This window comes from Ramlibacter sp. bp-362 (assembly GCF_054956735.1).
On sequence record NZ_JBUDXE010000010.1, the window covers coordinates 166,987 to 189,123 of the forward strand.

The window sequence follows — 22,137 nt, forward strand, 5'->3', positions numbered from 1 at the left end:
CTCAGGCGCCGGCCGCCTTCATCGCCTCCGCGATCCATCCGTCGAACGTCTTCTGGTGCGCCTTGATCCAGGCGTCCGTGTGGCGCTCGATGTCGGCCGGCTTGTTCTCGCCGTGGCTCATGCGCAGGTTCTGCGCGTTGATGTCGCCCACCGGCAGCTGCATGACCGAGAACAGCTTCGCCGCCGCCGGGTTCGCATCCGCGAACGCCTTGTTGGCGACGATCTGCTGCTTGTTGATCACGAAGCCGTAGTCCTTGCCGTTGGCCAGGCGGGTCTTCGAATCGGCGGACGAAGGCACCTGCAGCCACACGACGTCCTTGCCCGGGCGCAGCACCGCGCTCACCCAGTAGGGCGTCCAGGTGTAGTAGAAGATCGGCTTGCCCTGCTTGAAGCGCGCGATGGTGTCGGCGATCAGCGCGGGGTAGCTGCCCTGCTTGTGCGTGATGCTGCCGCGCAGCCCGAACTTGTCCAGGTGCTTCTCGATCGCGCGCTCGCAGCCCCAGCCCGGGTTGCAGCCGGTGAGGTCCGCCTTGCCGTCGCCGTCGTTGTCGAACAGCTTCGCGATCTTCGGGTCCTTCATCTGGTCCAGGCTGGTGATGTGGTACTTCTCCGCGGTCTTGCGGTCCACCAGGTAGCCCTGGGCGGCGTTGCCCGAGAACTCCCCGTGGCGGAACAGCTTGGCGTCGCCGCCGCTGTTCTTGTAGAAGTCCTCGTGCAGCGGGTTCCAGTGGCTCGCGAGGAAGGTCGCGTCGCCGCTGGCCAGCGCCACGTGCGAGGTCGCGTACTCCAGCTCCTTGACCGGCTGCACGTCGTAGCCGAGTTTTTCCAGCGCGCGCATCACGAGCAGGGTCTGGAACATCTCCTCGGGCAGCGAGCTCTTCACCGGCTGCACGCGCACGCCTTCGCCGGGCAGCTTCGCGGCCGCGGCCGGGGCGGCCAGGCCGAGGCAGAGCAGGGCGGCGCCGGCGAGGCCGGCCAGGGTGCGATGCTTGGACAAGGTCATCAGGGTTTCCTTTCGGGGTTGAGAACAAGGGAAGCCGCCTGGCGGCGGGCGAACAGCCGAGCGACGAGCCCGGCGGGGCCGCCGTGCCACCAGCGGCCGGCGGCGCGCCGGGTCTGGCCCAGCGCCTGCGTGATGCGGTCCAGCGTGACCGCGAGCAGCACGATGCCGACGCCGCCCACGGTGGCCAGGCCCATGTCGAGCCGGCCGATGCCGCGCAGCACCATCTGGCCGAGGCCGCCGACGGCGATCATGGAAGCCACGACCACCATCGACAGCGACAGCATCAGCGACTGGTTGATGCCGGCCATGATCGAGGGCATGGCCAGCGGCAGCTGCACCTTCACCAGCAGCTGCCAGGGCGAGGCGCCGTAGGCGCGCGCGGCCTCGACCAGGTCGGGCCGCACCTGCCGGATGCCCAGCGCGGTCAGGCGCACCAGCGGCGGCAGCGCGAACACGATCGTCACGATCACGCCCGGCACGTTGCCGATGCCGAACAGCATGACCACGGGCACCAGGTAGACGAAGGCGGGCGTCGTCTGCATCGCGTCGAGCAGCGGGCGCGTCCAGCGCTGCGCGCGGTCGCTGGCCGCGAGCAGGATGCCCAGCGGCAGGCCCAGCACCAGGCAGAACACCAGCGAGGTCAGCACCAGCGACAGCGTCACCATCGCGTCGGGCCAGATGCCCAGCGCGTTGACGGCCAGCAGCGACAGCACCGCGCCGATCGCGATGCCGCGGCCGGCGAACTGCCACGCGAGCAGGCCCACCAGCACGGTCAGCGCCAGCGGCGGCGGGCTCTGCAGCAGGCCGGTGACGCCGGACAGCGTGGCGTCGATCGGGCCGCGCACGGCCTGGAAGGCGGGCCGGAAGTGCTGCACCACCCAGTCCAGGCCGTGGTTGATCCAGGTCTCGATGGGCATGGAGCCGTCCCACAGGGACGAAAGCTGGAAGCCGGGATCGTCGCCGGCGGCGGAGGCCGCATCGGCGGGCGTGGCGAGCCAGTCCGTGTCGGCGGCCGGCTGGCCGGCGTCGCCCCAGGGCGAGCCGCCGTCGGAGGAGACGGCGCCAGCGGCGTCTCCTTCGGTGGCGGCCCAGGGATCGGGGGGCGCGGTGTCGGCGAGCGCCGCGTCCATGGGCGAGGTGTCCATGGGCGCGGCTTCGGGAGGCGCGGCGATGGCGGCCGCGGACGGGTCCATCATGACCGGGGTTTCGGGAGTCTCGTTCATCAGGTCGGCGAAGCTTGGTTGCGGGTCGCGGCGCTCAGTCGGCACCGCGGTCGAGGAACTTCAGCAGCGTGTTCTTGCTGATGGCGCCGGCGTAGCGCCCCTGGTCGTCGACCACGGGCACGGGCCAGGGCACCTGGGCCACCTGGCCGAACAGCTCGCTGACGGCGTGGTTGGCGGCGATCGTGTGCACTTCCGGCAGCAGCGCGTGCTGCAGGCCGAGCGGGCCCACGTGGCCCTTGAGCGCGGCGCGCAACGAGTCGGCGGACACGACGCCGTGGAAGCGGCGGTCCGGGCCGACCACGGTGGCGTAGTCGCGGTCGCGGTCCTCCAGCATCTTCAGCGCGGCGCGGCAGCCCCGCGCGTCCTGCTCGGCGACCACGACGGTGCCCTCGCGCGCGATGTCGGAGGCCTTGAACACGGCCGCCGCGTCGACGCCGCGCACGAAGCTGCGCACGTAGTCGTCGGCGGGCGCGCGCAGGATCTCCTCGGGCGTGCCGACCTGCACCACGTGGCCGTCCTTCATGATGGCGATGCGGTCGCCGATGCGCATGGCCTCGTCGAGGTCGTGCGAGATGAAGACGATGGTGCGGCGGCGCACCTTCTGCAGGCGCAGCAGCTCGCTCTGCATCTCCGTGCGGATGATGGGGTCCAGCGCCGAGAAGGCCTCGTCCATCAGCAGGATGGACGGATCGGAGGCGAGGGCGCGGGCGAGGCCCACGCGCTGCTGCATGCCGCCGGAGAGTTCGTCGGGGTAGCTGTCGCCCCAGCCCGCCAGCCCCACCAGCTCCAGCGCCTCGTCGGCCTGCGCGAGGCGTTCGCGCTTGCCCACGCCGGCGAGCTCCAGGCCGAAGGCGGTGTTCTCGCGCACCGTCAGGTGCGGCATCAGCGCGAAGGACTGGAACACCATGCTGATGTCCTTGCGGCGCAGCGCCCGCAGGCGGCGTGGCGAGTACGCGTTGATGTCGTCGCCCTCGACGGCGATGCGCCCCGCCGTCGGCTCGATCAGGCGATTGAGCAGGCGCACGAGCGTGGACTTGCCGGAACCTGACAGTCCCATGACGACGAAGATCTCGCCGGCGGCGATGCGGAAGCTGGCGTCGAAGACGCCGATCGACTGGCCGGTGCGGGCCAGGATGTCCTGCTTGCTCACGCCCTGCCGGGCGAGCGCGAGCGCTTCCTCGGGTTCGTCGCCGAAGACCTTGAAGACGTGGTCGATGAGGATTTCTTTTGCCATGGGTCGTTGCTCCCGACGAATGGATGAAGACGCCCCACCGGACCGCGTCCCGCGGCGCAAGGGCGCGGTTCGGCGGAAGCGGCGGCGGGACGGTGGAGGGGCCGGTCAGCGGGCCTGGTCGAGGGGGCTGATCGGCGAGTCAGGGCGCGGCGCCGGCCGGAAGGCCGGCTGCGCGGGTTGCGCCCGCGGCACGGACCCGCATCGCAAAGGGGGCCGTGCCTCCGCATGCAGCACGCCCGATGGCCGGGCGGCGACATGCATTTGTGCAAATTATAACGGCTCGGTGCCGGCGGCCGGATCGGGGCCATCCCGGACAGCCGTGCGGGATTGCATTTGTACAATAGCAAGCCCGGGCTGGAGCGGCACCGCCGCGCCGGCCCCTGGCGCGCGTCCCACCCTGCATCCTGCAGCGGCGGCCGCCGCCTCCGGCAGGTGCGCCCGCGCGGCGCTTCGCATCCTGCCACGCCCCGCCGCGGCGGGGCTCCCCACCGCGTGCCACGCACGCACCCGCTGCGGCCGCCCCAGGCGGCCGTGTCCCGGCCCATGCGGCCTCTCGCTTGCCATCCAACAACCGGAGCTCAATGAGAAACAGAAACGTCATCCTCGCGCTTTGCGCCTTCGCCGCCGCTTCCCCCGCGGTCCTCGCTGCCCCCTCGCAGTCGTCCGGCGTCACGCTGTACGGCTTCGTCGACGCCGGCATCCACGACAGCAACCGCGGCCCGACGCAACTCGGAACGATCCAGCGCAGCTACCTCGGCGTGCGCGGCGAGGAGGACCTGGGCAGCGGGCTGGCCGCGACCTTCCACCTGCAGCACCGCTTCGACGTCGACACGGGCCTCGTCGAGGCGAGCGGCGCGCGGCCGTTCTTCTACGGCGAGTCCACGGTGGGCCTGCGCGGCGGCTTCGGCGCGCTGCGCTTCGGCCGCGCGCTCACGCCGATGTGGGCGCACGACTGGGCCTTCGATCCCTGGGCCAACTTCGACCGCATCGCGTCGCCGGCCTGGCAGATCTTCCATCCGTCCTACCGCACCGAGCCGCACCACAACGGTCCCATCGGCGACTACTCGCGCCTGAACAACGGCATCTTCTACGACTCGCCCACGTTCGGCGGGCTGGCCGTGCATGCGGCCGTCGGCGTGGAGAAGGACACGACACCGGACGCCAACGGATTCCGCGACAGCAAGCGGGCGCTGGGCGCCTCGCTGAACTACGAGCGCGGTCCGTTCGCGGCGATGCTGGCGGGCGAGCGCAACAGCGCGGACGACCGCACCTGGTTCGCCGGCGCCTCGTGGCGCATGGGCGCGACGACGCTGATGGGCAGCTACAGCCAGACCTCGTTGTCGGACGAGAGCCTCGCCTTCCTGGGCGACACCGACGCGCGCCGGCGCGCCGTGACCCTGGGCCTGACGCACGTGAGCGGCGCCAATACCTGGAAGCTGGGCTGGGGCCGCGACTTCGAAGGCTACGGCACCGCGGGCGCCACCCACCACGTCGGCTTCGGCGTGGGACATGCGCTGTCCAAGCGCACCACGGTCTACGCGGACCTGGGCCTGGCCGATCCGGCGAACGCGCCGCGCACGACGCGCTGGGGCGTGGGCATCAGCCACGCGTTCTGAGCGTGAGCCCCGGGCCCGCGCGGCGGGCCCGGCTAGATCGCGCCCTCGAACATCATCACGTCGACCTCGTCGCCGACGGCGACGTTGCCCTGGGCGTGGTGCAGCACGATGAGGCCGTTGGCCTGCACCATCGAGCTGAGCACGCCGGAACCCTGGTTGCCGGTGGTCCGCACTTCCAGCGCGCCGTCGGCCGTGCGCACGACGGTGCCGCGCTGGTACTCGGTGCGGCCCGGCTTCTTGCGCATCGCCTCGGCGCTGCGCGCCTTCAGGTACAGCGGCGGCTGCGGCCGCGCGCCCATCATGCGCAGCAGCGCGGGACGCACGAAGGCGAGGAACGTGACCATCACGGCGACCGGATTGCCCGGCAGGCCGAACAGCGCGGAGGAACCGATGCGCCCCACGGCCATCGGCCGGCCGGGGCGCATGGCGATGCGCCAGAAGGCGACGTCGCCCAGCTTCTTCATCATCGCCTTGGTGTAGTCGGCCTCGCCGACGCTGACGCCGCCGCTGGTGATGATGGCGTCGGCCCGCGCCGCCGCCGCGCGGAAGGCGTCTTCCAGCAGCTCGGGCTGGTCGCGCACCACGCCCATGTCGATCACCTCGCAGCCCAGCCGCGCGAGCAGCCCGTGCACGGTGTAGCGGTTGCTGTCGTACACGGCGCCTTCGCGCGGCGGCTCGCCCAGGCTCAGGATCTCGTCGCCGGTGGAGAAGTACGCCACCTTGAGCCGGCGGAACACCTCGACCTGCGCGATGCCCAGGCTCGCGACCAGGCCGCAGGCCGCGGGGCCCAGGCGCTCGCCGGCGCGCAGGGCGGGGCGGCCTTCCATCAGGTCCTCGCCCTTGTGCCGGCGGTTGTCGCCGGGCTGCAGCAGGCCGGCGGGAATGGCGATGCGGCCGTCGTCCAGCGTCTTCGTGAACTCCTGCGGCACGACGGTGTCGAGGCCGGCGGGCATGATCGCGCCGGTCATGATCTTCACGCACTGGCCGGGGCCGACCGATCCCTGCCAGGCCTTGCCGGCGAGCGCCGTGCCCACCACTTCCAGCTGCAGCGCGCCGGCGGCGAGCTGCGCGCCGGCGAAGGCGTAGCCGTCCATGGCGGAGTTGTCGTGCGGCGGCACGCTGATCGGCGAGACCAGGTCGCGCGCGAGCACGCGGCCGAGGGCGGCTAGCGGCGACACGGTCTCGGTGTCGGCCACCGGCGTGACCAGGCGCGCCAGGAATTCGCCGACGGCGTCGGCGCTGAGTGCCTGCGGGTCGTAGCCCTGCAGCTGCGCCGCGATCTCCGCGATGGTGCTCACGACGACCGCTCCAGCTTGTGCAGCTCGACCAGCGTGTTCGCGTTGCGGAAGGCGCCCGCATCGGCGAAGGGCACCAGCACGGTGCGGTGCTGGCCGGTCCAGGCGTCGATCTTGCGGCCGCCGCCCTGGGTGAAGCGCACCAGGCTCTCCATCAGCTCGCGCCGGATCAGCGAGAAGACCGGCTGCGCGCGCATCTGGCCGTCCTCCTCGGGGGCGGACGCCATCGCGATCTCGGCGTCCTCGCGCTCCAGCGCCTCGGCCAGGCGGGCCACGAGGTCCTGCGGGAAGAGGGGCGTGTCGCAGGGCACGGTGACGAGGTAGTCGCTCTCGCAGCGTTCCAGCGCTGTGAGCATGCCGGCCAGCGGGCCCGCGAAGTCGGACAGGCTGTCGGGCCAGACCGGCACGCCGAAGGATTCGTAGGCCGCGAGGTTGCGGTTGGCGTTGATCATCACCTCGCCGACCTGCGGCATCAGCCGCATCAGCGTGAACATCGCCATGGGCATGCCGCGGAAATTCTGCAGGCCCTTGTCGGCGCCGCCCATGCGCGTGCCGCGGCCGCCCGCGAGGATCACGCCGGTGATCTGGTCCTGGGGGATCGTCATGCGGCGGATGTTACCGCCGCGCGGAGCTAGCCGCCGATGTAGCTCATCTCGATGCGGCGGCCGCCCGTGCCGGTGTCGGCGGGCAGGGTGCCGCGCAGCTCGGAGTAGCGGTCGCCGCGGCCCTGCCAGATGTGGCCGATGGCGGAGGCCAGCTCCTCGTCGCTCGCGCCGCCGCGCACCAGCGAGCGCAGGTCGTAGCCGTTGCTGGCGAACAGGCACAGGTACAGCTTGCCCTCGGTGGACAGGCGGGCGCGGTTGCACTCGCCGCAGAAGGCCTTGGTGACGCTGCTGATGAAGCCGACCTCGCCGGCGCCGTCGGCATAGCCCCAGCGCTCGGCCGTCTCGCCGGGCGCGGCGGCTTCCAGCGGCACCAGCGGGAATTCGGAAGCGAGCAGGGCGCGCACCTCGGCCGAAGGCATCACTTCGTCCATGCGCCAGCCGTTGGTGGCGCCGACGTCCATGTATTCGATGAAGCGCAGCACGATGCCGCTGCCGCGGAAGTGGCGCGCCATGGGCAGGATCTCGTGCTCGTTGCTGCCGCGCTTGACGACCATGTTGACCTTCACCGGCCCCAGCCCCGCCTCGCGGGCGGCGGCGATGCCTTCCAGCACCTCGGCCACGGGGAAGTCCACGTCGTTCATGCGGCGGAACACGGCGTCGTCCAGGCCGTCGAGGCTGACGGTGACGCGCTGCAGGCCGGCGGCCTTGAGCGCCTTCGCCTTGCGGGCGAGCAGCGAGCCGTTGGTGGTGAGGGTCAGTTCGGGTGGCGTGCCCTCGACGGTGCGCAGGCCGGAGAGCTGCTCCACCAGCACCTCGAGGTTCTTGCGCAGCAGCGGCTCGCCGCCCGTGAGGCGGATCTTGCGCACGCCGTGGGCGAGGAACTGGCGCGCGACGCGCGTGATCTCCTCGAAGCTCAGCAGGGAGGCGTGCGGCAGGTACTTGTAGTCCTTGTCGAACACCTCCTTGGGCATGCAGTAGCTGCAGCGGAAGTTGCAGCGGTCGGTGACGCTGATGCGCAGGTCGCGCAGCGGCCGGCCCAGCGTATCCGCCACCAGCCCCGTCGCCGCGACCGGCCGCTCGGGCACGACGGCCTGCAGCGCCCTCAGGCGCTGGTCCACCAGCGGAATCACGCGTTCAGCCATGGACGCATTGTGCGGCTGGAGGCAATTCCCGCCAAATGACTGCGGTCAAGATCCGGCCTCGCATAGAGGAAGAACGCAGAGGACGCAAAGGTTGCGCAGAGGACGCAGAGAATTCAGAAAAAAGGGGCTTTCTCTGCGTTCTCTGCGTCATCTCTGCGCCCTCTGCGTTCAAAAAGGCCGCTGCGAGCCACCCACCTCAAACGCAGCGCGCCCCGTCCACCTCGATGCAGACGCCGGAGATGAAGGCGGCTTCGTCGCTGGCCAGGTAGAGGGCGGCGTTTGCGACGTCCATGGCGGTGGAGAAGCGGCCCAGGGGGATGGTGGCCAGGAATTTCGCACGGCGGGCCTCGTCCACCGGGCCGCCGGCGAACTCGGCCGACAGGCCGGTGTCCGGGTTGAAGACGGGGTTGATGCAGTTGACCCGGATGTTGTCGGGGCCGAATTCGGCCGCCAGCGACTTGCTGGTGGTGATCACGGCGCCCTTGGAGCCGTTGTACCAGGTCAGGCCCGGGCGCGGCCGCACGCCGGCCGTGGAGGCGATGTTGATGAAGGAACCGCCCTTGTTGGCGCGGAAGGCCGGCACGGCGTGGATGGTCGAGAGGTAGATGCTCTTCATGTTGATCGCGTAGACGCGGTCGAACTCCTCCTCGCTCACCTCCAGCGCGGGACGGTTGCGGTGGGTCCAGCCCGCGTTGTTGACCATCACGTCGAGCTTGCCGTGCCGCTGCACGGCGGCCTCCACCAGCGCCTTCACGTCGGCCGAGCGGGTGACGTCGGCGCGGAAGAAGCTGGCCCGCCCGCCGGCGGCGACGATCGCCTTGGCCACGGCCTCGCCGCGCGCCGCGTCGATGTCGTTCACGATCACCTGGGCGCCTTCCTGCGCCAGCCGGTGGGCGATGCCCTCGCCGATGCCGCCGCCCGCGCCGGTGACGATGATGGATTTGTCCTGGACCCGCATTGACCGCTCCTTGCCTTGTTGGTTAACGCGCACGCCGCCGTGAATTGTGGGCGGCGCGGCACTGATTTACCGGGGCACGCGTCCGGGTGCTGGACCCGGGCGTGCCTCTGCATAGAGTTATTGTTGCTGATTTTCCGCCGCGGTCCCGGACGGGCCCGCGGCATCACCCAAGAGGCTGGAGTACCACATGCCCGCGTTCGCATCGCGCGCCACCCGCTGGCTGCTGGCGGCTGTCTTCCTGGCCGCAGGCGCGGTGCAGGCCCAGGAAGGGCCGCCGCCCGACCTCGCCCCCGGCTTCACCACCCGCGCCGCCGATTCCCGCCTGCTCGTCCTGCCGCCCGACATGGAGCTGTTCTCCGTCAGCGCCGGCGGCGTGGTGGAGCCGCGCGCCGACTGGACGGAGGCGGCGCAGAAGAATTTCCGCGCGGCGATCGCCACGCAGCGGGACCGCCTGGGGCCGCGCCTCACGCAGCTCGACGCCGCGCAGGCCGAGGACTTCGGCGAGATCGTCAACCTCCACCGCGCCGTCGCGGAGGCGATCTCGATGCACCACAGCGGCGGCCTGATGGAGCTCGCCACCAAGGGGCAGGCGCTCGACTGGTCGCTGGGCGACGCCGTGCGGCCGATCCGCGAGCGCACGGGCGCCGACTACGCGCTCTTCACCTGGATCCGCGACAGCTACGCGAGCACCGAGCGCAAGGCGGCCATGCTGGCCCTGGCGCTGCTGGGCGCGATCAGCGTCGGCGGCGAGCAGACCGGCTACGCCTCGCTGGTGGACCTGCACACCGGCCGCGTGGTCTGGTTCCACCGGCTGAACCGCATGTCCGGCGACCTGCGCGAGCCCGAACCGGCCGTCGAAACCGTGGAGGCCCTGCTCAAGGGCTTCCCGCGCACGCAATGAGCCCCACCATGAACACTTCCGCTTCCTTCCTGCGCGGCGCGTGCGGCCTCGGCCTGGCCGCGCTCGCGGCCTGGCCCGCCTTCGCCGGCGACCTGTCGGCGATCAAGGTGCCGCCGCGCTTCACCCGTCCCGCGGCCAACACCGACGAGGGCGGCCTGTGGGGCATGATGGACCGCGAGGAGAAGCGCGTGCGGCGCAGCCCCCTCACGATCAAGGACAAGGCGCTCAACACCTATCTCACCGGGCTGGTGTGCCGCCTGGCCGAGAGCCACTGCCCCGACATCCGCGTCTACGCGGTGCGGGTGCCGCACTTCAACGCGATGATGGCGCCCAACGGGATGATGCTGGTGTGGACCGGCCTGCTGCTGCGCGTGGACAACGAGGCGCAGCTGGCCGCCGTGCTGGGCCACGAGCTGGGCCACTACATGGAGCGCCACACGGTGGAGCAGCTGCGGGCGCAGAAGGACACCGCGGTGCTGTCGACCATGGTCGGCATGGTGGGCGGCATCGGCACCTTCATCGGGCAGATGGGGCTGGCCGCCAACATGTTCGCCTTCTCGCGCGAGCACGAGTCGCGCGCCGACCGCATGGGCATGCGCCTGCTGCGCGAGGCGGGCTACGACGGCCGCGAGGCGGCGACGGTCTGGGACAACCTGCTGGCCGAGATGCGCGTGACCGGCGGCAAGGAAGCCGGCCAGCGCGGCGACATGTTCGAGACGCACCCCACGACGGCGGGGCGGCGCGACGAACTGCTGGAACTGGCGGGCGATGCCGGCGGCGTGACCGGCGCCGAGCGCTTCCACGCGGCCATCGCGCCGCTGCGCTTCGGCTGGCTGCAGGACGAGATCAAGCGCGGCCAGTACGAGGAGAGCCTGGTGCTGTTCGGCCGCATGCTGGAGAAGAACCCGAAGGACGCCGAGGTGCTGTTCGCGCGCGGCGAGGTGCTGCGCCTGCGGGACGAGGCCGGCGACGCCGACAAGGCGCTGGCCGACCTGGAGGCGGCGGCCCGGCTGCCGGCCGCGCCCGCGCTCGCCTTCCGTTCGCTGGGCCTGATCCATCGCCACCGCAACGAGCCGGCCGCGGCCGTGCCGGCCTTCGAGACCTACCTCGCGCAGGCGCCCGACGCGCCCGACGCGGAGATGGTGCGCGGCTACCTGGCGGAGATGAAGCGATGAAGCGCTGGTGGATGCTCGTGGCGGTGCTGCTGCTCGCGGGCTGCGCGAACGTGCAGCGCATGGACGGCGAGGAGGTGGTGAACCAGCGCCTGGCCGTGCACCTGACCAGCGCCTGGAACCGGGTGAGCGACCCGTGGGACGTGGATCCCTACGACACCTGGACGCAGGAGGGCATCCCGCTCGACCACCTGCGCCTGTGGGGCGGCGTGCGGCCGGGACAGCCGCTGATGACGCGACCGGCCGTGTTCTCGCGTGCCGAGGACGCGAAGCAGCCGCGCGTGCCGACCTTCCGCGAAGGCCTGACGCCCGAGAAGCTGGTGCGGCTGTTCGAGGAGCTCTACGCGACGGCGGGCACGGTCACGATCACCAAGGTGGCGCCGGCGGAGTTCGCCGGGCAGCAGGGCGTGCGCTTCGAGTTCACGCTCGCGCGCCGCAAGGACGACCTGAACATGCTGGGCGTGGGCTGGGTCGCGGTGAAGCCGGACCCGATGTGGGGCGAGGAGCTCTACGCGGCGACCTTCGTCGCGCCGAAGCTGTCGTTCTTCCATCGGCTGCTGCCGATGGCGGAAGAGGTGGTGAAGACGGCGAGGATCAAGGCGGCGCCGAAGTCCTGAAAGGAGAGCATGTCATCCCGGGCTTGACCCGGGATCCATGCATGCATGGCACCACGCATGCAGTGGATTGCGGCTCAAGGCCGCAATGACAAGGACAAGACCCTACCCGTGCTTGATCGCCACGGTCTTCAAGGTCGTGAACCCGTACAGCGCCTCGAACCCCTTCTCGCGCCCGTAGCCCGACGACTTCACCCCGCCGAAGGGCAGTTCCACGCCGCCGCCGGCGCCGTAGTTGTTGATGAAGACCTGGCCGCTCTTCACGCGCCTGGCCATGCGCAGCATGCGGCTGCCGTCGCGCGTCCAGATGCCGGCCACCAGGCCGAAGTGGGTGGCGTTGGCGAGTTCCACGGCGTGGTCCTCGTCGCGGAAGCTCATGGCCGCCAGCACCGGGCCGAACACCTCCTCCTGCGCCAGCCGGTGCGTCACCGGCACGTCGCGCAGCAGCGTCGGGGCCTGGTAGTAGCCGGCCTCGGGCGCTTCGTCCACCACCGTGCCCTGCGCCACCACCGGGATGCCGGCGTGCTGCGCATCGGACAGGAAGTCCCACACGCGCTGCTGCTGCGTCTGGCGGATCAGCGGGCCGACGTCGAGGTCCATCGCCGCGGGGCCCACGCGCAGGCGCGTGAAGGCCTCGCCCAGGCGGGCCAGCAGCGGCTCGTAGAGGCTCTCCTCGACCAGCAGGCGCGAACCGGCGGAGCAGGTCTGGCCGGCGTTCTGCACGATGGCGTTGATCACCACGGGCAGCACCTGCTCCAGGTCGGCGTCGGCGAAGACGATCTGCGGGCTCTTGCCGCCGAGCTCCAGCGTGACGGGGCAGTGCCGCTCGGCCGCCACCTGCTGGATCAGCGTGCCCACGCGCGGGCTGCCGGTGAAGCTGATGTGGTCGATGCCGGGATGGCGCGCGAGCGCATCGCCGACCTCGTGGCCATAGCCGGTGACGATGTTGATGGCGCCGGCCGGGAAGCCGATCTCGGCGGCCAGCTGCGCCACGCGGATCAGCGACAGGCAGGCGTCTTCCGAGGGCTTCACCACGCAGACGTTGCCGGCGGCCAGCGCGCCGCCGACGCTGCGGCCGAAGATCTGCATCGGGTAGTTCCAGGGGATCACGTGGCCCGTGACGCCGTGCGGCTCGCGCCAGGTGAGCACCGTGTAGCCGTCCTGGTAGGGCAGGGTCTCGCCGTGCAGCTTGTCGCAGGCGCCGGCGTAGAACTCGAAGTAGCGCGCCAGGGCGACGGCGTCGGCGCGCGCCTGCTTGGTCGGCTTGCCGCAATCGCGCTGCTCGATGGCCGCGAGCTCGTCGACGCACTCGGAGACCTTCAGCGACAGGCGCATCAGCAGGCGCCCGCGCTCGGCCGCGCTCAGCTTGCTCCAGGGCCCTTCGAAGCACTGGCGCGCCGCGCGCACGGCGGCATCGATGTCTTCCGCGGTGCCACGCTGGATCGTGTCGTAGGGCTGGCCGTCCGACGGGTCGATGACGGGCAGGGTGCGCTCGGAGACGGAGCGGACGGAGGTGTTGCCGATGAAATGGAGCTGCATGGGCGGATTGTGCCCAAAGCCGTGGATTGCGGCTCGAGGCCGCAATGACAAGCCACGGATGTCATCCCGGGCTTGACCCGGGATCCATGCATGCGTGGCGCGACGCCACCGGTGGATTGCGGCTCGAGGCCGCAATGGCGGTCAGACCGGCACGTACCGGTCGCTGTGCTCCGCCAGCCAGCGGGTCGAGGCGCTCGCGTCCTGCTGGCTCGGGTGGAAGTCGCGGCGGAAGTAGGCGCGCCAGGGCGTGTAGGTCAGGCGGACCAGCCCGCGCTTGCCGAAGAGGTAGCTGAAGCCGCTCTTCCAGGTGCTCCATCGCCACAGCGTGCCGTCGCGCCGCAGGTTGTTGAAGGTCTGGCGCAGGGTGTCGAGCAGGAAGAAGAAGGTCACGGTGCGCATCCACTTCACCCGCCACTCGTAGCTGCCGCCCAGGGCGTGGTACAGGTCGAAGGCCGTGCTCTTGTGCTCGGATTCCTCGGCGCTGTGCCACAGCCAGAGCGTCTTCAGGCGCGCGTCCTGGTCGCCCAGCAGGTCGGCGTTGTGCAGCATGAAGTCCGCGAAGATCGCGGTGAAGTGCTCGTTGGCGGCGGTGATGCCGAGCCAGTGGCGCACGTCGATGCCCTCCAGGCGCTTGTTGCGCTCGCGGATGCGCGGCTCCCAGTCGTTGACGAGGCCCAGCTTGTCCAGGTGGGCGTTGTAGAGGGCGTGCAGCCGGCGGTGCGTCGCCTCCTGGCCGATGAAGCCCTGCACCTCGGCGCGGAAGCGCTCCTGCTTCTCGGGCGGCAAGGCCTTGAAGCCGTTGCGCACGGAGTCGATGAAGAACTGCTCGCCCACGGGAAAGCTCATCGACAGCGCGTTGAACAGGGCGGTGCGGAACGCGTCGCCCGCGCACCAGTGGCGGGCGATCGGCGCTTCCATGTCCACGAGCAGGCGGCGGACGACGAGATCGGTCATGCGGTTCGGAAAAGACTTGGTACGAAGGCGTACCAATGGTGGAGGCGGCGGGCGGTACTGTCAAGTACCATCGGGCCATGCCCTCGGATTTCGCCACCCTGGAGCCCGACACGACGACCCACCAGCACCGCAGCCGGCTGCTGGAAGGCATGGCGGTCGCGGTGGCGCGCAAGGGCTACGCCGACACCACCATCGCCGACATCGTGCGCGAGGCCAGCGTGTCGCGGCGCACCTTCTACGAGCACTTCTCCACGAAGGCCGAGTGCCTGGTCGCCCTCTACGAGGCCGCCAGCCACAACGCGCTGAAGGTGCTGCACGGCGCCATCGATCCGGCGCAGGGCTGGGAACGGCAGGTGGAGCGGGCGCTGCACGCCTACCTGGAGTGCATGGCGAGCAACCCGGTGCTGATGCGCACGCTGTTCATCGAGATCCTGCACCTGGGGCCGGAAGGGCTGGCCGCCCGCCGGCGGGTGAACCGGGAGATCGCCGACTACATGGTCGCGGTGGTGAGGCACGTGCCGCCGGACCTGGCCATGGCCGTCGTCGGCGGCATCCACGAGCTCGTGCTGCAGGCCATCGAGGACGGGAAGGTGGAGGAGCTGCCGCAGCTGACGGCGGCAGCGACAGCGCTGGTGAAGGCAGTCGCCGCAAAATGAAAACGGCCCGCCGAAGCGGGCCGTTGCCTTGCGACTGCCGCGTCAGCTGTGGAACTTCACCACCAGCGGCACGATCAGCAGCGCCACGATGTTGATGATCTTGATCAGCGGGTTCACCGCGGGGCCGGCCGTGTCCTTGTAGGGGTCGCCCACGGTGTCGCCGGTCACGGCGGCCTTGTGCGCTTCCGAGCCCTTGCCGCCGTGGTGGCCGTCCTCGATGTACTTCTTCGCGTTGTCCCAGGCGCCGCCGCCCGTGCACATGGAGATGGCGACGAACAGGCCGGTGACGATCGTGCCCATCAGCAGGCCGCCCAGCGCCTTCGGGCCGAGCAGCAGGCCGACCAGGATCGGCACCACCACCGGCAGCAGCGACGGGACCATCATTTCCTTGATGGCCGCCTTGGTCAGCATGTCGACGGCGACGTCGTACTGCGGCTTGCCGGTGCCGGCCATGATGCCGGCGATCTCGCGGAACTGGCGGCGCACCTCGACCACCACCGAGCCGGCGGCGCGGCCGACGGCCTCCATCGCCATGGCGCCGAACAGGTAGGGGATCAGGCCGCCGATGAACAGGCCCACGATCACCATCGGGTCCGACAGGTCGAAGCTGATCTGGTGGCCGTAGCTCTCCAGCTTGTGCGTGTAGTCGGCGAACAGCACCAGCGCGGCGAGGCCGGCGGAACCGATCGCGTAGCCCTTGGTCACCGCCTTGGTCGTGTTGCCGACGGCGTCCAGCGGGTCGGTGATGTCGCGCACGGCGGCGGGCATCTCCGACATCTCGGCGATGCCGCCGGCGTTGTCGGTGATGGGGCCGTAGGCGTCCAGGGCCACCACGATGCCGGCCATGGACAGCATGGCGGTCGCGGCGACGGCGATGCCGTACAGGCCGGCCAGCCAGTACGACACGACGATCGCGATGCAGACGCAGATCACGGGCCAGGCCGTGGACTTCATCGACACGCCGAGGCCCGCGATGATGTTGGTGCCGTGCCCGGTGGTGGAGGCTTCGGCGATGTGCTTGACGGGGTGGAACTGCGTGCCCGTGTAGTACTCCGTGATCCACACCAGGGCGCCGGTGAGGGCCAGGCCCACGACGCAGGTGCCGAACAGGCGCATCTGGCTGCCGGTCGCGAGGATCGCGTTGTCGGGGATCAGCCACTTCGTGACGAAGAAGAAGGCGATCAGCGAGAGCACGCCGGCGACGATCAAGCCCTTGTAGAGCGCGGGCATCACGTTCTTCATGCCCGGCGAGGCCTTCACGAAGAAGCAGCCGATGATCGAGGCGATGATCGACACGGCGCCCAGCGCCAGCGGGTACAGCACCGCGTTCACGGGCGCGGCGGCCACGAGCAGGGCGCCCAGCACCATGGTCGCGATCAGCGTCACGGCGTAGGTCTCGAACAGGTCGGCGGCCATGCCGGCGCAGTCGCCGACGTTGTCGCCCACGTTGTCGGCGATCACGGCCGGGTTGCGCGGATCGTCCTCGGGGATGCCGGCTTCCACCTTGCCCACCAGGTCGGCGCCGACGTCGGCGCCCTTGGTGAAGATGCCGCCGCCCAGGCGCGCGAAGATGGAGATGAGCGAGGCGCCGAAGGCCAGGCCGATCAGCGGGTTGAGCATGTTGGCCAGCTTCAGGTCCGGCGTCAGCTGGCCGTTGCCGGCCAGGAACCAGTAGAAGCCCGTCACGCCCAGCAGCCCCAGGCCGACCACCAGCATGCCGGTGATGGCGCCGCCGCGGAAGGCGACGTCCAGCGCCGGGCCGATGCCTTGCGTGGCCGCCTGCGCTGTGCGCACGTTGGCGCGCACGGAGACGTTCATGCCGATGAAGCCGCAGGCGCCGGACAGCACCGCGCCGATGATGAAGCCCACGGCCGTCCTGCCGTCGAGGAAGATCGCGATGAGGATCGCCAGGACCACGCCGACGATCGCGATGGTGCGGTACTGGCGCGCCAGGTAGGCGGCGGCGCCGGCCTGCACGGCGGCGGCGATTTCCTGCATGCGGGGATTGCCCGCGTCCTTGCCGAGGATCCAGCTGCGGGCCCAGAAGCCGTAAACCACGGCCGCCAGGCCGCAGACGAGCGCCAGGATCAGCGCCGAGTTGCCAGTCATTGAAGTTTCTCCTGTCGTTTCGCTGAGTCTTTGCGAGGGCGCCAACGCCGCGGTGCCCCCGCTGCGTTGCTTCCTCGTGGCTCCGTGTCCAGGAGACGATTGGCCAACGGCTGGACTATACAACCGGGCGCTTTACACACCAATGACCGCGTGCCGAACGTGTGGCCGCTCCAACTAAAATCAGGGTTTCCACCGACCCAAGCGGTCCTCGCAAACCACGAAAACATGTCCCTCGACCTCGTCACCCCTGGCAAGAACGTTCCCGAAGCCTTCAACGTGATCATCGAGATCCCGATGAACGCCGATCCCGTGAAATACGAGGTGGACAAGGAAACCGGCGCGATCTTCGTCGACCGCTTCATGAGCACGTCGATGCACTACCCGACCAACTACGGCTACGTGCCCAAGACCATCAGCGGCGACGGCGACCCGGTCGACGTGCTGGTCATCACGCCCGTGCCCCTGATCCCCGGCGTGGTGGTGCCCTGCCGCCCCATCGGCATCCTGAAGATGCAGGACGAGGCCGGCGACGACGCCAAGGTGCTGGCCGTGCCCACCGACAAGATCCTCGCGATCTACACGCAGTGGCAGAAACCGGAAGACCTGAACCCGCTGCGCCTGAAGACCATCGCCCACTTCTTCGAGCACTACAAGGACCTGGAGCCCGGCAAGTGGGTGAAGGTCCTGGGCTGGGAAGGCCCGGAAAGCGCGAAGAAGGAGGTGCTGGACGGCATCGAGGCCTATCGCCGCTCGCACCCGCAGGAGTTTCCCAAGGCCGCGTGAGGCAACGCGGGAGCGGTGGGGTTCGCTGCGCTCATCGCCACCCTACGGGGTGCGGATTGCGTAGGGTGGTGGTGAGCAAGGCGAACCCCACCAACGGGCCTACGACTCGCCCGGACGGTGCCGGAACGGCGAGCGCGCCTCGAGGTGCTCCATGTAGTTCTCGATCCCCCGGCCTTCGCGCACCAGGAACTGCTCCACCGCATCCGCGAACGCCGGATGCGCCAGCCAGTGCGCGCTGGTCGTCTTCACCGGCATCAGCGCCCGGGCCATCTTGTGCTCGCCCTGTGCGCCGCCCTCGAAGCGCTGCACGCCGTGGGCGATGCACCACGCGAGCGGCTGGTAGTAGCAGGCCTCGAAGTGCAGGCAGTCCACGCGCTCCAGCGCGCCCCAGTAGCGGCCGAAGGCAACGCCGCCGGCGATGCCGATCAGGCTGCTGGCGATGGGCTTGCCGCGGCGCTCCGCGATGAACAGCAGCCAGTTCTCCGGCATCGTGGCCGCCATGCGCCGGAAGAAGTCGCGCGTGAGGTAGGGCGCGTTGCCGTGCTCGAGGTAGGTTCGCTCGTAGCAGCGGTAGAAGAAGTCCCAGTCGGCCGGCGCGATCGCCGCGCCCTGCGCATGCCGGAAGGTGACGCCCGCCTCGGCGACCTTGCGCCGCTCCTGCCGGATCTTCTTGCGCTTCTCCTGGTTCAGGCTGGCGAGGAAGGCGTCGAAGTCCGCGTAACCCGCGTTCAGCCAGTGGAACTGCACGGTGTGGCGCAGCATCATCCCCGCCGCGCTCAAGGCCGCCACGTCCTCGTCGCTGGCGAACAGCACGTGCCACGACGAGACCTTCTTCTGCCTGCACCAGGCCAGCACCGCGCGCACCAGCGCCGCGCGCGCGGCGGCGTCGCGCGCCAGCAGCCGCGGCCCCGGCACCGGCGTGAACGGCACGGCCGTCAGTGCCTTCGGGTAGTAGCGCAGGCCGTGCTGCTCGTAGGCGTTGGCCCAGGCCCAGTCGAACACGTACTCGCCGTAGGAATGGCTCTTCAGGTACAGCGGGCAGGCCGCCTCCAGTTCGCCCTCGCGCCAGAGCGTGAGGAACTGCGGCGCCCAGCCGGTGTCGCGCACGGCGCTGCCGCTCTCGTGCATCGCCGCCAGGTACTCGTGCCGCACGAACGGCGAGCCGCCCGCCAGCGCGAGCAGGGCGTTCCACGCGCTCGCGTCGATGTCCGACGGGGACGCGACGAGGCGGGTGACATAATCGTTCGAGAGGTCTGGCACGTCTAAATGGCACTCACAATCTGTACGGCCCAGCTGAACGTCACCGTCGGCGACATGGCGGGCAACGCGCAAAAGATCATCGCCGCGGCGCGCACGGCCTACGAGCAGGGCGCGCGCCTCGTGGTGACGCCCGAACTCTCCATCTGCGGCTATCCCGCCGAGGACCTGCTGCTGCGGCCGGCCTTCATCGCCGCCTGCGATGATGCCGTGAAAACGGTGGCCCGCGAACTCGCGGGGTTGCCCGGCCTGCACGTCGTGGTGGGTCATCCGCACGGCACCGCGATCCGCGGCAAGTCGGTGCAGGTGCAGCAGCGCTACAACGCCGCGAGCGTGCTGAGCGAAGGGCGCATCCTGGAAACCTACGCCAAGCGCGAGCTGCCGAACTACCAGGTGTTCGACGAATACCGCTACTTCACGCGCGGGCAGGGCACCTGCGTGTTCCAGGTCGAGGGCATCAACGTCGGCCTGATGATCTGCGAGGACGCGTGGTTCCCCGAGCCGGCGCAGCTCGCCCGCGCTTCCGGCGCGCAGCTGCTGGTGGTGCCCAACGCTTCGCCCTTCCACGCCGGCAAGAGCAGCGAGCGGGCGGCGCGCATGGCCGACCGCGCGCAGGACGTCGGCCTGCCGCTGGTGTATTCGCACCTCGTGGGCGGGCAGGACGAGGTGGTGTTCGACGGCGCCTCCTTTGCCGTCAACGCGGACGGCAGCCTGGCGGCGCTCGCCCCGGCCTTCCGCGAGGAGCTGTTCTACGTCCGCGCCGAGGACGGGCCCGACGGCGTGCGCCTGTCCGGCCCCATGGCGGCGCAGCCCGACGGCGACGCGGAGCTGTGGCACGCGCTGGTGCTGGGCGTGCGGGACTACATAGGCAAGAACGGCTTCCCCGGCGTGCTGCTCGGGCTGTCGGGCGGCATCGATTCGGCCCTGGTGCTGGCGATCGCCGTCGACGCGCTCGGCGCCGACAAGGTGCGCACGGTGATGATGCCCTCGCCCTACACCGCGGACATTTCCTGGATCGACGCGGCGGAGATGGCGAAGCGCCTGAAGGTGCGCTACGACGAGATCTCGATCAAGCCCATGTTCGAATCCTTCCGCCAGGCGCTGGCGCAGGAATTCGCCGGGCTGCCGGAGGACACGACCGAGGAGAACATCCAGGCGCGCATCCGCGGCGTGCTGCTGATGGCGCTGTCGAACAAGTTCGGCAGCATCGTGCTGACCACCGGCAACAAGAGCGAGATGGCCACCGGCTACTGCACGCTGTACGGCGACATGGCCGGCGGCTTCGCGGTGATCAAGGACGTGCTGAAGACCGTGGTCTTCCGGCTGGCGCGCTGGCGCAACGCGAACGACCCGTACGGCACCGGCGCCAGCCCGATCCCCGAGCGGATCATCACCCGCCCGCCCAGCGCCGAACTGCGGCCGGACCAGGTGGACCAGGACAGCCTGCCGCCCTACGAGATCCTGGACGGCATCCTCTCGCGCTACATGGAGAACGACCAGGGGGTGGACGAGATCGTCGCCGCCGGCTTCGACCGGGCCATCGTGGAGCGGGTGGCGCGGCTGGTGCGCATCAACGAATACAAGCGCCGGCAGGCGCCCGTCGGCATCCGCGTGACGCACCGCGGCTTCGGCAAGGATTGGCGCTATCCTATTACCGGCAAGTTCCGCGCCTGAAGAACCCTGGAGAGTCCATGAAACAGATCACCGCCATCGTCAAGCCTTTCAAGCTGGAGGAGGTCCGGGAAGGGCTGGCCGAGTGCGGGGTGACCGGCCTCACGGTCACCGAGGTCAAGGGCTTCGGCCGCCAGAAGGGCCACACCGAGCTGTACCGGGGCGCCGAATACGTGGTGGACTTCCTGCCCAAGGTGAAGGTGGAGGTGGTGGTGAAGGACGACGACGTGGAGCGCTGCGTCGACGCCATCATCAAGGCCGCCCGCACCGGCAAGATCGGCGACGGCAAGATCTTCGTGACCACCGTGGAGCGCATCGTGCGCATCCGCACCGGCGAGATCGACGAGTCCGCTGTGTAGGGTGGCGGTGAGCGCAGCGAACCCCACCGCTGCCCGTCAGATCTGCGACACGTCCACCGGGTGCGGCTCGATGCCCGCGCCCTGCACCAGCTCGCGCAGCAGCGCGTCCGGCTCGGTGCCCACCGTCAGCAGCTCCATCTGCGCCTCGTTCATGAAGCCGTGGCCCACGCTCTGGCGCAGGAACTGCAGCAGGCCCGCGTAGTAGCCGTCCTGGTCCAGCAGCCCCACCGGCTTGCGGTGGAACTGCAGCATGCGCCAGCTCCAGGCCTCGAAGAACTCCTCGAAGGTGCCGATGCCGCCCGGCAGGGCCAGGAAGGCGTCGGCGCGCTCGGCCATCATCGACTTGCGCTGGTGCATGTTGTCGACGACGTGCAGCTCGGTGCAGTCGCGCTTGGCCCATTCGCGCTCCACCATCGAGTGCGGGATGATGCCGACGACGCGCGCGCCGGCCGCCAGCGCGGCGTCGGCCAGCACGCCCATCAGGCCGTTGTTGCCGCCGCCGTAGACCAGCTGGCCGCCGTAGCGGCCGATCCAGCGGCCGACCTCGGCCGCCACCTGGGCGAAGCGCGGATCGGCGCCGGGACGCGAGCCGCAGTAGACGCAGAGCGAGAAGTTGGGGGTCATGCGAAGAAGAAGCGCCACAGCGCCGCGGCCCAGATGCCGCCGGCGATGAAGAGGGAGAGGAACACCGCGGCGCTGCCCATGTCCTTGGCGCGCTTGGACAGGGGATGGCGCTCGGGGCCGATGCGGTCGATGGCGGCCTCGATGCCGGAGTTGAGCAGTTCCACCACCAGCACCAGCAGCACGGAGGAAGCGAGCAGCGCCACCTCGACCCAGCTGGCGCCGACCCAGAAGGCCAGCGGCAGCATCACGAAGGCCAGGCAGGCCTCCAGCCGGAACGCCGCCTCCGCCCAGCCGGCGCGCAGGCCCGCGAGCGAGTAGCCGGCGGCGTGCCACATGCGGTCGAACCCGGTGCGGCCCTTCTGCGGGTTCGCCGGCTCGGAGGGGAGCGCTTCGTCCTGGGGAGCCATCGGCCCGATTCTCGC

21 protein-coding genes are annotated in these 22,137 nt (G+C 70.2%); 8 read left to right on the forward strand and 13 right to left on the reverse strand.

Annotated features, from left to right (window positions below):
- Nucleotide 1 precedes the first annotated feature (1 nt).
- From proX to proV, 3 genes are read right to left on the reverse strand one after another with little or no spacing between them, the layout of a single operon-like run.
- Nucleotides 2-1,003: a glycine betaine/L-proline ABC transporter substrate-binding protein ProX gene (gene proX, locus ACY0MJ_RS15945; RefSeq protein ID WP_462639487.1), complete on the reverse strand. Its 1,002-nt coding sequence runs from the start codon at nt 1,001-1,003 to the stop codon at nt 2-4.
- Entirely contained in the window at nt 1,003-2,226 is a 1,224-nt protein-coding gene (gene proW, locus ACY0MJ_RS15950) for a glycine betaine/L-proline ABC transporter permease ProW (RefSeq protein ID WP_462639489.1), read from the reverse strand. Before proW ends, proX begins: the two co-directional genes overlap by 1 nt.
- Before the next feature lie 34 nt (nt 2,227-2,260).
- The gene (gene proV, locus ACY0MJ_RS15955) at nt 2,261-3,460 is read right to left on the reverse strand and encodes a glycine betaine/L-proline ABC transporter ATP-binding protein ProV (RefSeq protein WP_462639490.1); all 1,200 of its coding nucleotides are present in this window, start codon (nt 3,458-3,460) and stop codon (nt 2,261-2,263) included.
- 581 nt (nt 3,461-4,041) lie between these two features.
- Here proV and ACY0MJ_RS15960 point away from each other — a divergent pair.
- Nucleotides 4,042-5,076 (forward strand): porin, encoded by a 1,035-nt coding sequence (locus tag ACY0MJ_RS15960; protein ID WP_462639491.1) that lies wholly within the window; start codon nt 4,042-4,044, stop codon nt 5,074-5,076.
- A gap of 32 nt (nt 5,077-5,108) precedes the next feature.
- Here the strand turns inward: ACY0MJ_RS15960 and moeA are convergent, their stop codons facing one another.
- The 4 genes from moeA to ACY0MJ_RS15980 form a co-directional block, all read right to left on the reverse strand.
- Nucleotides 5,109-6,374 (reverse strand): molybdopterin molybdotransferase MoeA, encoded by a 1,266-nt coding sequence (moeA, locus tag ACY0MJ_RS15965; RefSeq protein WP_462639492.1) that lies wholly within the window; start codon nt 6,372-6,374, stop codon nt 5,109-5,111.
- Nucleotides 6,371-6,976, reverse strand: coding sequence for a molybdenum cofactor guanylyltransferase MobA (mobA, locus tag ACY0MJ_RS15970; protein WP_462639494.1), 606 nt, complete (start codon nt 6,974-6,976; stop codon nt 6,371-6,373). The genes moeA and mobA overlap by 4 nt, the downstream gene beginning before the upstream one ends.
- A 26-nt stretch (nt 6,977-7,002) precedes the next feature.
- Nucleotides 7,003-8,118 (reverse strand): GTP 3',8-cyclase MoaA, encoded by a 1,116-nt coding sequence (gene moaA / locus ACY0MJ_RS15975; protein WP_462639495.1) that lies wholly within the window; start codon nt 8,116-8,118, stop codon nt 7,003-7,005.
- 196 nt (nt 8,119-8,314) lie between these two features.
- Nucleotides 8,315-9,076 (reverse strand): SDR family oxidoreductase, encoded by a 762-nt coding sequence (locus ACY0MJ_RS15980; protein ID WP_462639497.1) that lies wholly within the window; start codon nt 9,074-9,076, stop codon nt 8,315-8,317.
- A gap of 187 nt (nt 9,077-9,263) precedes the next feature.
- On the opposite strand from ACY0MJ_RS15980, the gene ACY0MJ_RS15985 reads away from it, so the two are divergent.
- From ACY0MJ_RS15985 to ACY0MJ_RS15995, 3 genes are read left to right on the forward strand one after another with little or no spacing between them, the layout of a single operon-like run.
- Nucleotides 9,264-9,977 carry a hypothetical protein gene (locus tag ACY0MJ_RS15985; RefSeq protein WP_462639498.1) on the forward strand — a complete coding sequence of 238 codons (714 nt, stop codon included), beginning with the start codon at nt 9,264-9,266 and terminating at the stop codon, nt 9,975-9,977.
- An 8-nt stretch (nt 9,978-9,985) separates the two neighbouring features.
- Nucleotides 9,986-11,152, forward strand: coding sequence for a M48 family metallopeptidase (locus ACY0MJ_RS15990; protein ID WP_462639499.1), 1,167 nt, complete (start codon nt 9,986-9,988; stop codon nt 11,150-11,152).
- Nucleotides 11,149-11,766, forward strand: coding sequence for a hypothetical protein (locus tag ACY0MJ_RS15995; RefSeq protein ID WP_462639500.1), 618 nt, complete (start codon nt 11,149-11,151; stop codon nt 11,764-11,766). Before ACY0MJ_RS15990 ends, ACY0MJ_RS15995 begins: the two co-directional genes overlap by 4 nt.
- A 102-nt stretch (nt 11,767-11,868) precedes the next feature.
- Here ACY0MJ_RS15995 and ACY0MJ_RS16000 read toward each other — a convergent pair whose 3' ends face one another.
- Entirely contained in the window at nt 11,869-13,302 is a 1,434-nt protein-coding gene (locus ACY0MJ_RS16000; RefSeq protein WP_462639501.1) for an aldehyde dehydrogenase family protein, read from the reverse strand.
- A gap of 141 nt (nt 13,303-13,443) precedes the next feature.
- Entirely contained in the window at nt 13,444-14,256 is an 813-nt protein-coding gene (locus ACY0MJ_RS16005; protein WP_462639502.1) for a metal-dependent hydrolase, read from the reverse strand.
- Between the two features lie 77 nt (nt 14,257-14,333).
- On the opposite strand from ACY0MJ_RS16005, the gene ACY0MJ_RS16010 reads away from it, so the two are divergent.
- Nucleotides 14,334-14,912 (forward strand): TetR/AcrR family transcriptional regulator, encoded by a 579-nt coding sequence (locus ACY0MJ_RS16010; protein ID WP_462639503.1) that lies wholly within the window; start codon nt 14,334-14,336, stop codon nt 14,910-14,912.
- 42 nt (nt 14,913-14,954) lie between these two features.
- On the opposite strand, the gene ACY0MJ_RS16015 is transcribed toward ACY0MJ_RS16010, so the two are convergent.
- Nucleotides 14,955-17,021 carry a sodium-translocating pyrophosphatase gene (locus ACY0MJ_RS16015; RefSeq protein WP_462639504.1) on the reverse strand — a complete coding sequence of 689 codons (2,067 nt, stop codon included), beginning with the start codon at nt 17,019-17,021 and terminating at the stop codon, nt 14,955-14,957.
- Nucleotides 17,022-17,246: 225 nt separating this feature from the next.
- Here ACY0MJ_RS16015 and ppa point away from each other — a divergent pair, with 225 nt between their 5' ends.
- Nucleotides 17,247-17,804: an inorganic diphosphatase gene (gene ppa / locus ACY0MJ_RS16020; protein ID WP_462639505.1), complete on the forward strand. Its 558-nt coding sequence runs from the start codon at nt 17,247-17,249 to the stop codon at nt 17,802-17,804.
- A gap of 99 nt (nt 17,805-17,903) precedes the next feature.
- On the opposite strand, the gene ACY0MJ_RS16025 is transcribed toward ppa, so the two are convergent.
- A complete protein-coding gene (locus ACY0MJ_RS16025) occupies nt 17,904-19,064 on the reverse strand; it encodes a GNAT family N-acetyltransferase (protein WP_462639506.1) in 1,161 nt (386 codons plus the stop codon).
- Between the two features lie 6 nt (nt 19,065-19,070).
- Between ACY0MJ_RS16025 and ACY0MJ_RS16030 the strand changes: the two genes are divergently transcribed.
- Nucleotides 19,071-20,735, forward strand: a complete 1,665-nt coding sequence (locus ACY0MJ_RS16030; protein WP_462639507.1) for an NAD+ synthase — start codon at nt 19,071-19,073, stop codon at nt 20,733-20,735.
- Between the two features lie 17 nt (nt 20,736-20,752).
- A complete protein-coding gene (locus ACY0MJ_RS16035; RefSeq protein ID WP_462639508.1) occupies nt 20,753-21,091 on the forward strand; it encodes a P-II family nitrogen regulator in 339 nt (112 codons plus the stop codon).
- Nucleotides 21,092-21,127: 36 nt separating this feature from the next.
- On the opposite strand, the gene ACY0MJ_RS16040 is transcribed toward ACY0MJ_RS16035, so the two are convergent.
- Nucleotides 21,128-21,715: an LOG family protein gene (locus ACY0MJ_RS16040; protein ID WP_462639509.1), complete on the reverse strand. Its 588-nt coding sequence runs from the start codon at nt 21,713-21,715 to the stop codon at nt 21,128-21,130.
- On the reverse strand, nt 21,712-22,122 hold the full coding sequence (locus ACY0MJ_RS16045; RefSeq protein WP_462639510.1) for a diacylglycerol kinase: 411 nt from the start codon (nt 22,120-22,122) through the stop codon (nt 21,712-21,714). Before ACY0MJ_RS16045 ends, ACY0MJ_RS16040 begins: the two co-directional genes overlap by 4 nt.
- Nucleotides 22,123-22,137 lie beyond the last annotated feature (15 nt).

What these genes read in the sequence shown, in the direction of transcription:
- proX (WP_462639487.1), bottom strand. Translation starts at nt 1,003, where the DNA reads ATGACCTTGTCCAAGCATCGCACCCTGGCCGGCCTCGCCGGCGCCGCC.
- proW (WP_462639489.1), bottom strand. Translation starts at nt 2,226, where the DNA reads ATGAACGAGACTCCCGAAACCCCGGTCATGATGGACCCGTCCGCGGCC.
- proV (WP_462639490.1), bottom strand. Translation starts at nt 3,460, where the DNA reads ATGGCAAAAGAAATCCTCATCGACCACGTCTTCAAGGTCTTCGGCGAC.
- ACY0MJ_RS15960 (WP_462639491.1), top strand. Translation starts at nt 4,042, where the DNA reads ATGAGAAACAGAAACGTCATCCTCGCGCTTTGCGCCTTCGCCGCCGCT.
- mobA (WP_462639494.1), bottom strand. Translation starts at nt 6,976, where the DNA reads ATGACGATCCCCCAGGACCAGATCACCGGCGTGATCCTCGCGGGCGGC.
- moaA (WP_462639495.1), bottom strand. Translation starts at nt 8,118, where the DNA reads ATGGCTGAACGCGTGATTCCGCTGGTGGACCAGCGCCTGAGGGCGCTG.
- ACY0MJ_RS15980 (WP_462639497.1), bottom strand. Translation starts at nt 9,076, where the DNA reads ATGCGGGTCCAGGACAAATCCATCATCGTCACCGGCGCGGGCGGCGGC.
- ACY0MJ_RS15985 (WP_462639498.1), top strand. Translation starts at nt 9,264, where the DNA reads ATGCCCGCGTTCGCATCGCGCGCCACCCGCTGGCTGCTGGCGGCTGTC.
- ACY0MJ_RS15990 (WP_462639499.1), top strand. Translation starts at nt 9,986, where the DNA reads ATGAACACTTCCGCTTCCTTCCTGCGCGGCGCGTGCGGCCTCGGCCTG.
- ACY0MJ_RS15995 (WP_462639500.1), top strand. Translation starts at nt 11,149, where the DNA reads ATGAAGCGCTGGTGGATGCTCGTGGCGGTGCTGCTGCTCGCGGGCTGC.
- ACY0MJ_RS16000 (WP_462639501.1), bottom strand. Translation starts at nt 13,302, where the DNA reads ATGCAGCTCCATTTCATCGGCAACACCTCCGTCCGCTCCGTCTCCGAG.
- ACY0MJ_RS16005 (WP_462639502.1), bottom strand. Translation starts at nt 14,256, where the DNA reads ATGACCGATCTCGTCGTCCGCCGCCTGCTCGTGGACATGGAAGCGCCG.
- ACY0MJ_RS16010 (WP_462639503.1), top strand. Translation starts at nt 14,334, where the DNA reads ATGCCCTCGGATTTCGCCACCCTGGAGCCCGACACGACGACCCACCAG.
- ACY0MJ_RS16015 (WP_462639504.1), bottom strand. Translation starts at nt 17,021, where the DNA reads ATGACTGGCAACTCGGCGCTGATCCTGGCGCTCGTCTGCGGCCTGGCG.
- ppa (WP_462639505.1), top strand. Translation starts at nt 17,247, where the DNA reads ATGTCCCTCGACCTCGTCACCCCTGGCAAGAACGTTCCCGAAGCCTTC.
- ACY0MJ_RS16030 (WP_462639507.1), top strand. Translation starts at nt 19,071, where the DNA reads ATGGCACTCACAATCTGTACGGCCCAGCTGAACGTCACCGTCGGCGAC.
- ACY0MJ_RS16035 (WP_462639508.1), top strand. Translation starts at nt 20,753, where the DNA reads ATGAAACAGATCACCGCCATCGTCAAGCCTTTCAAGCTGGAGGAGGTC.
- ACY0MJ_RS16040 (WP_462639509.1), bottom strand. Translation starts at nt 21,715, where the DNA reads ATGACCCCCAACTTCTCGCTCTGCGTCTACTGCGGCTCGCGTCCCGGC.
- ACY0MJ_RS16045 (WP_462639510.1), bottom strand. Translation starts at nt 22,122, where the DNA reads ATGGCTCCCCAGGACGAAGCGCTCCCCTCCGAGCCGGCGAACCCGCAG.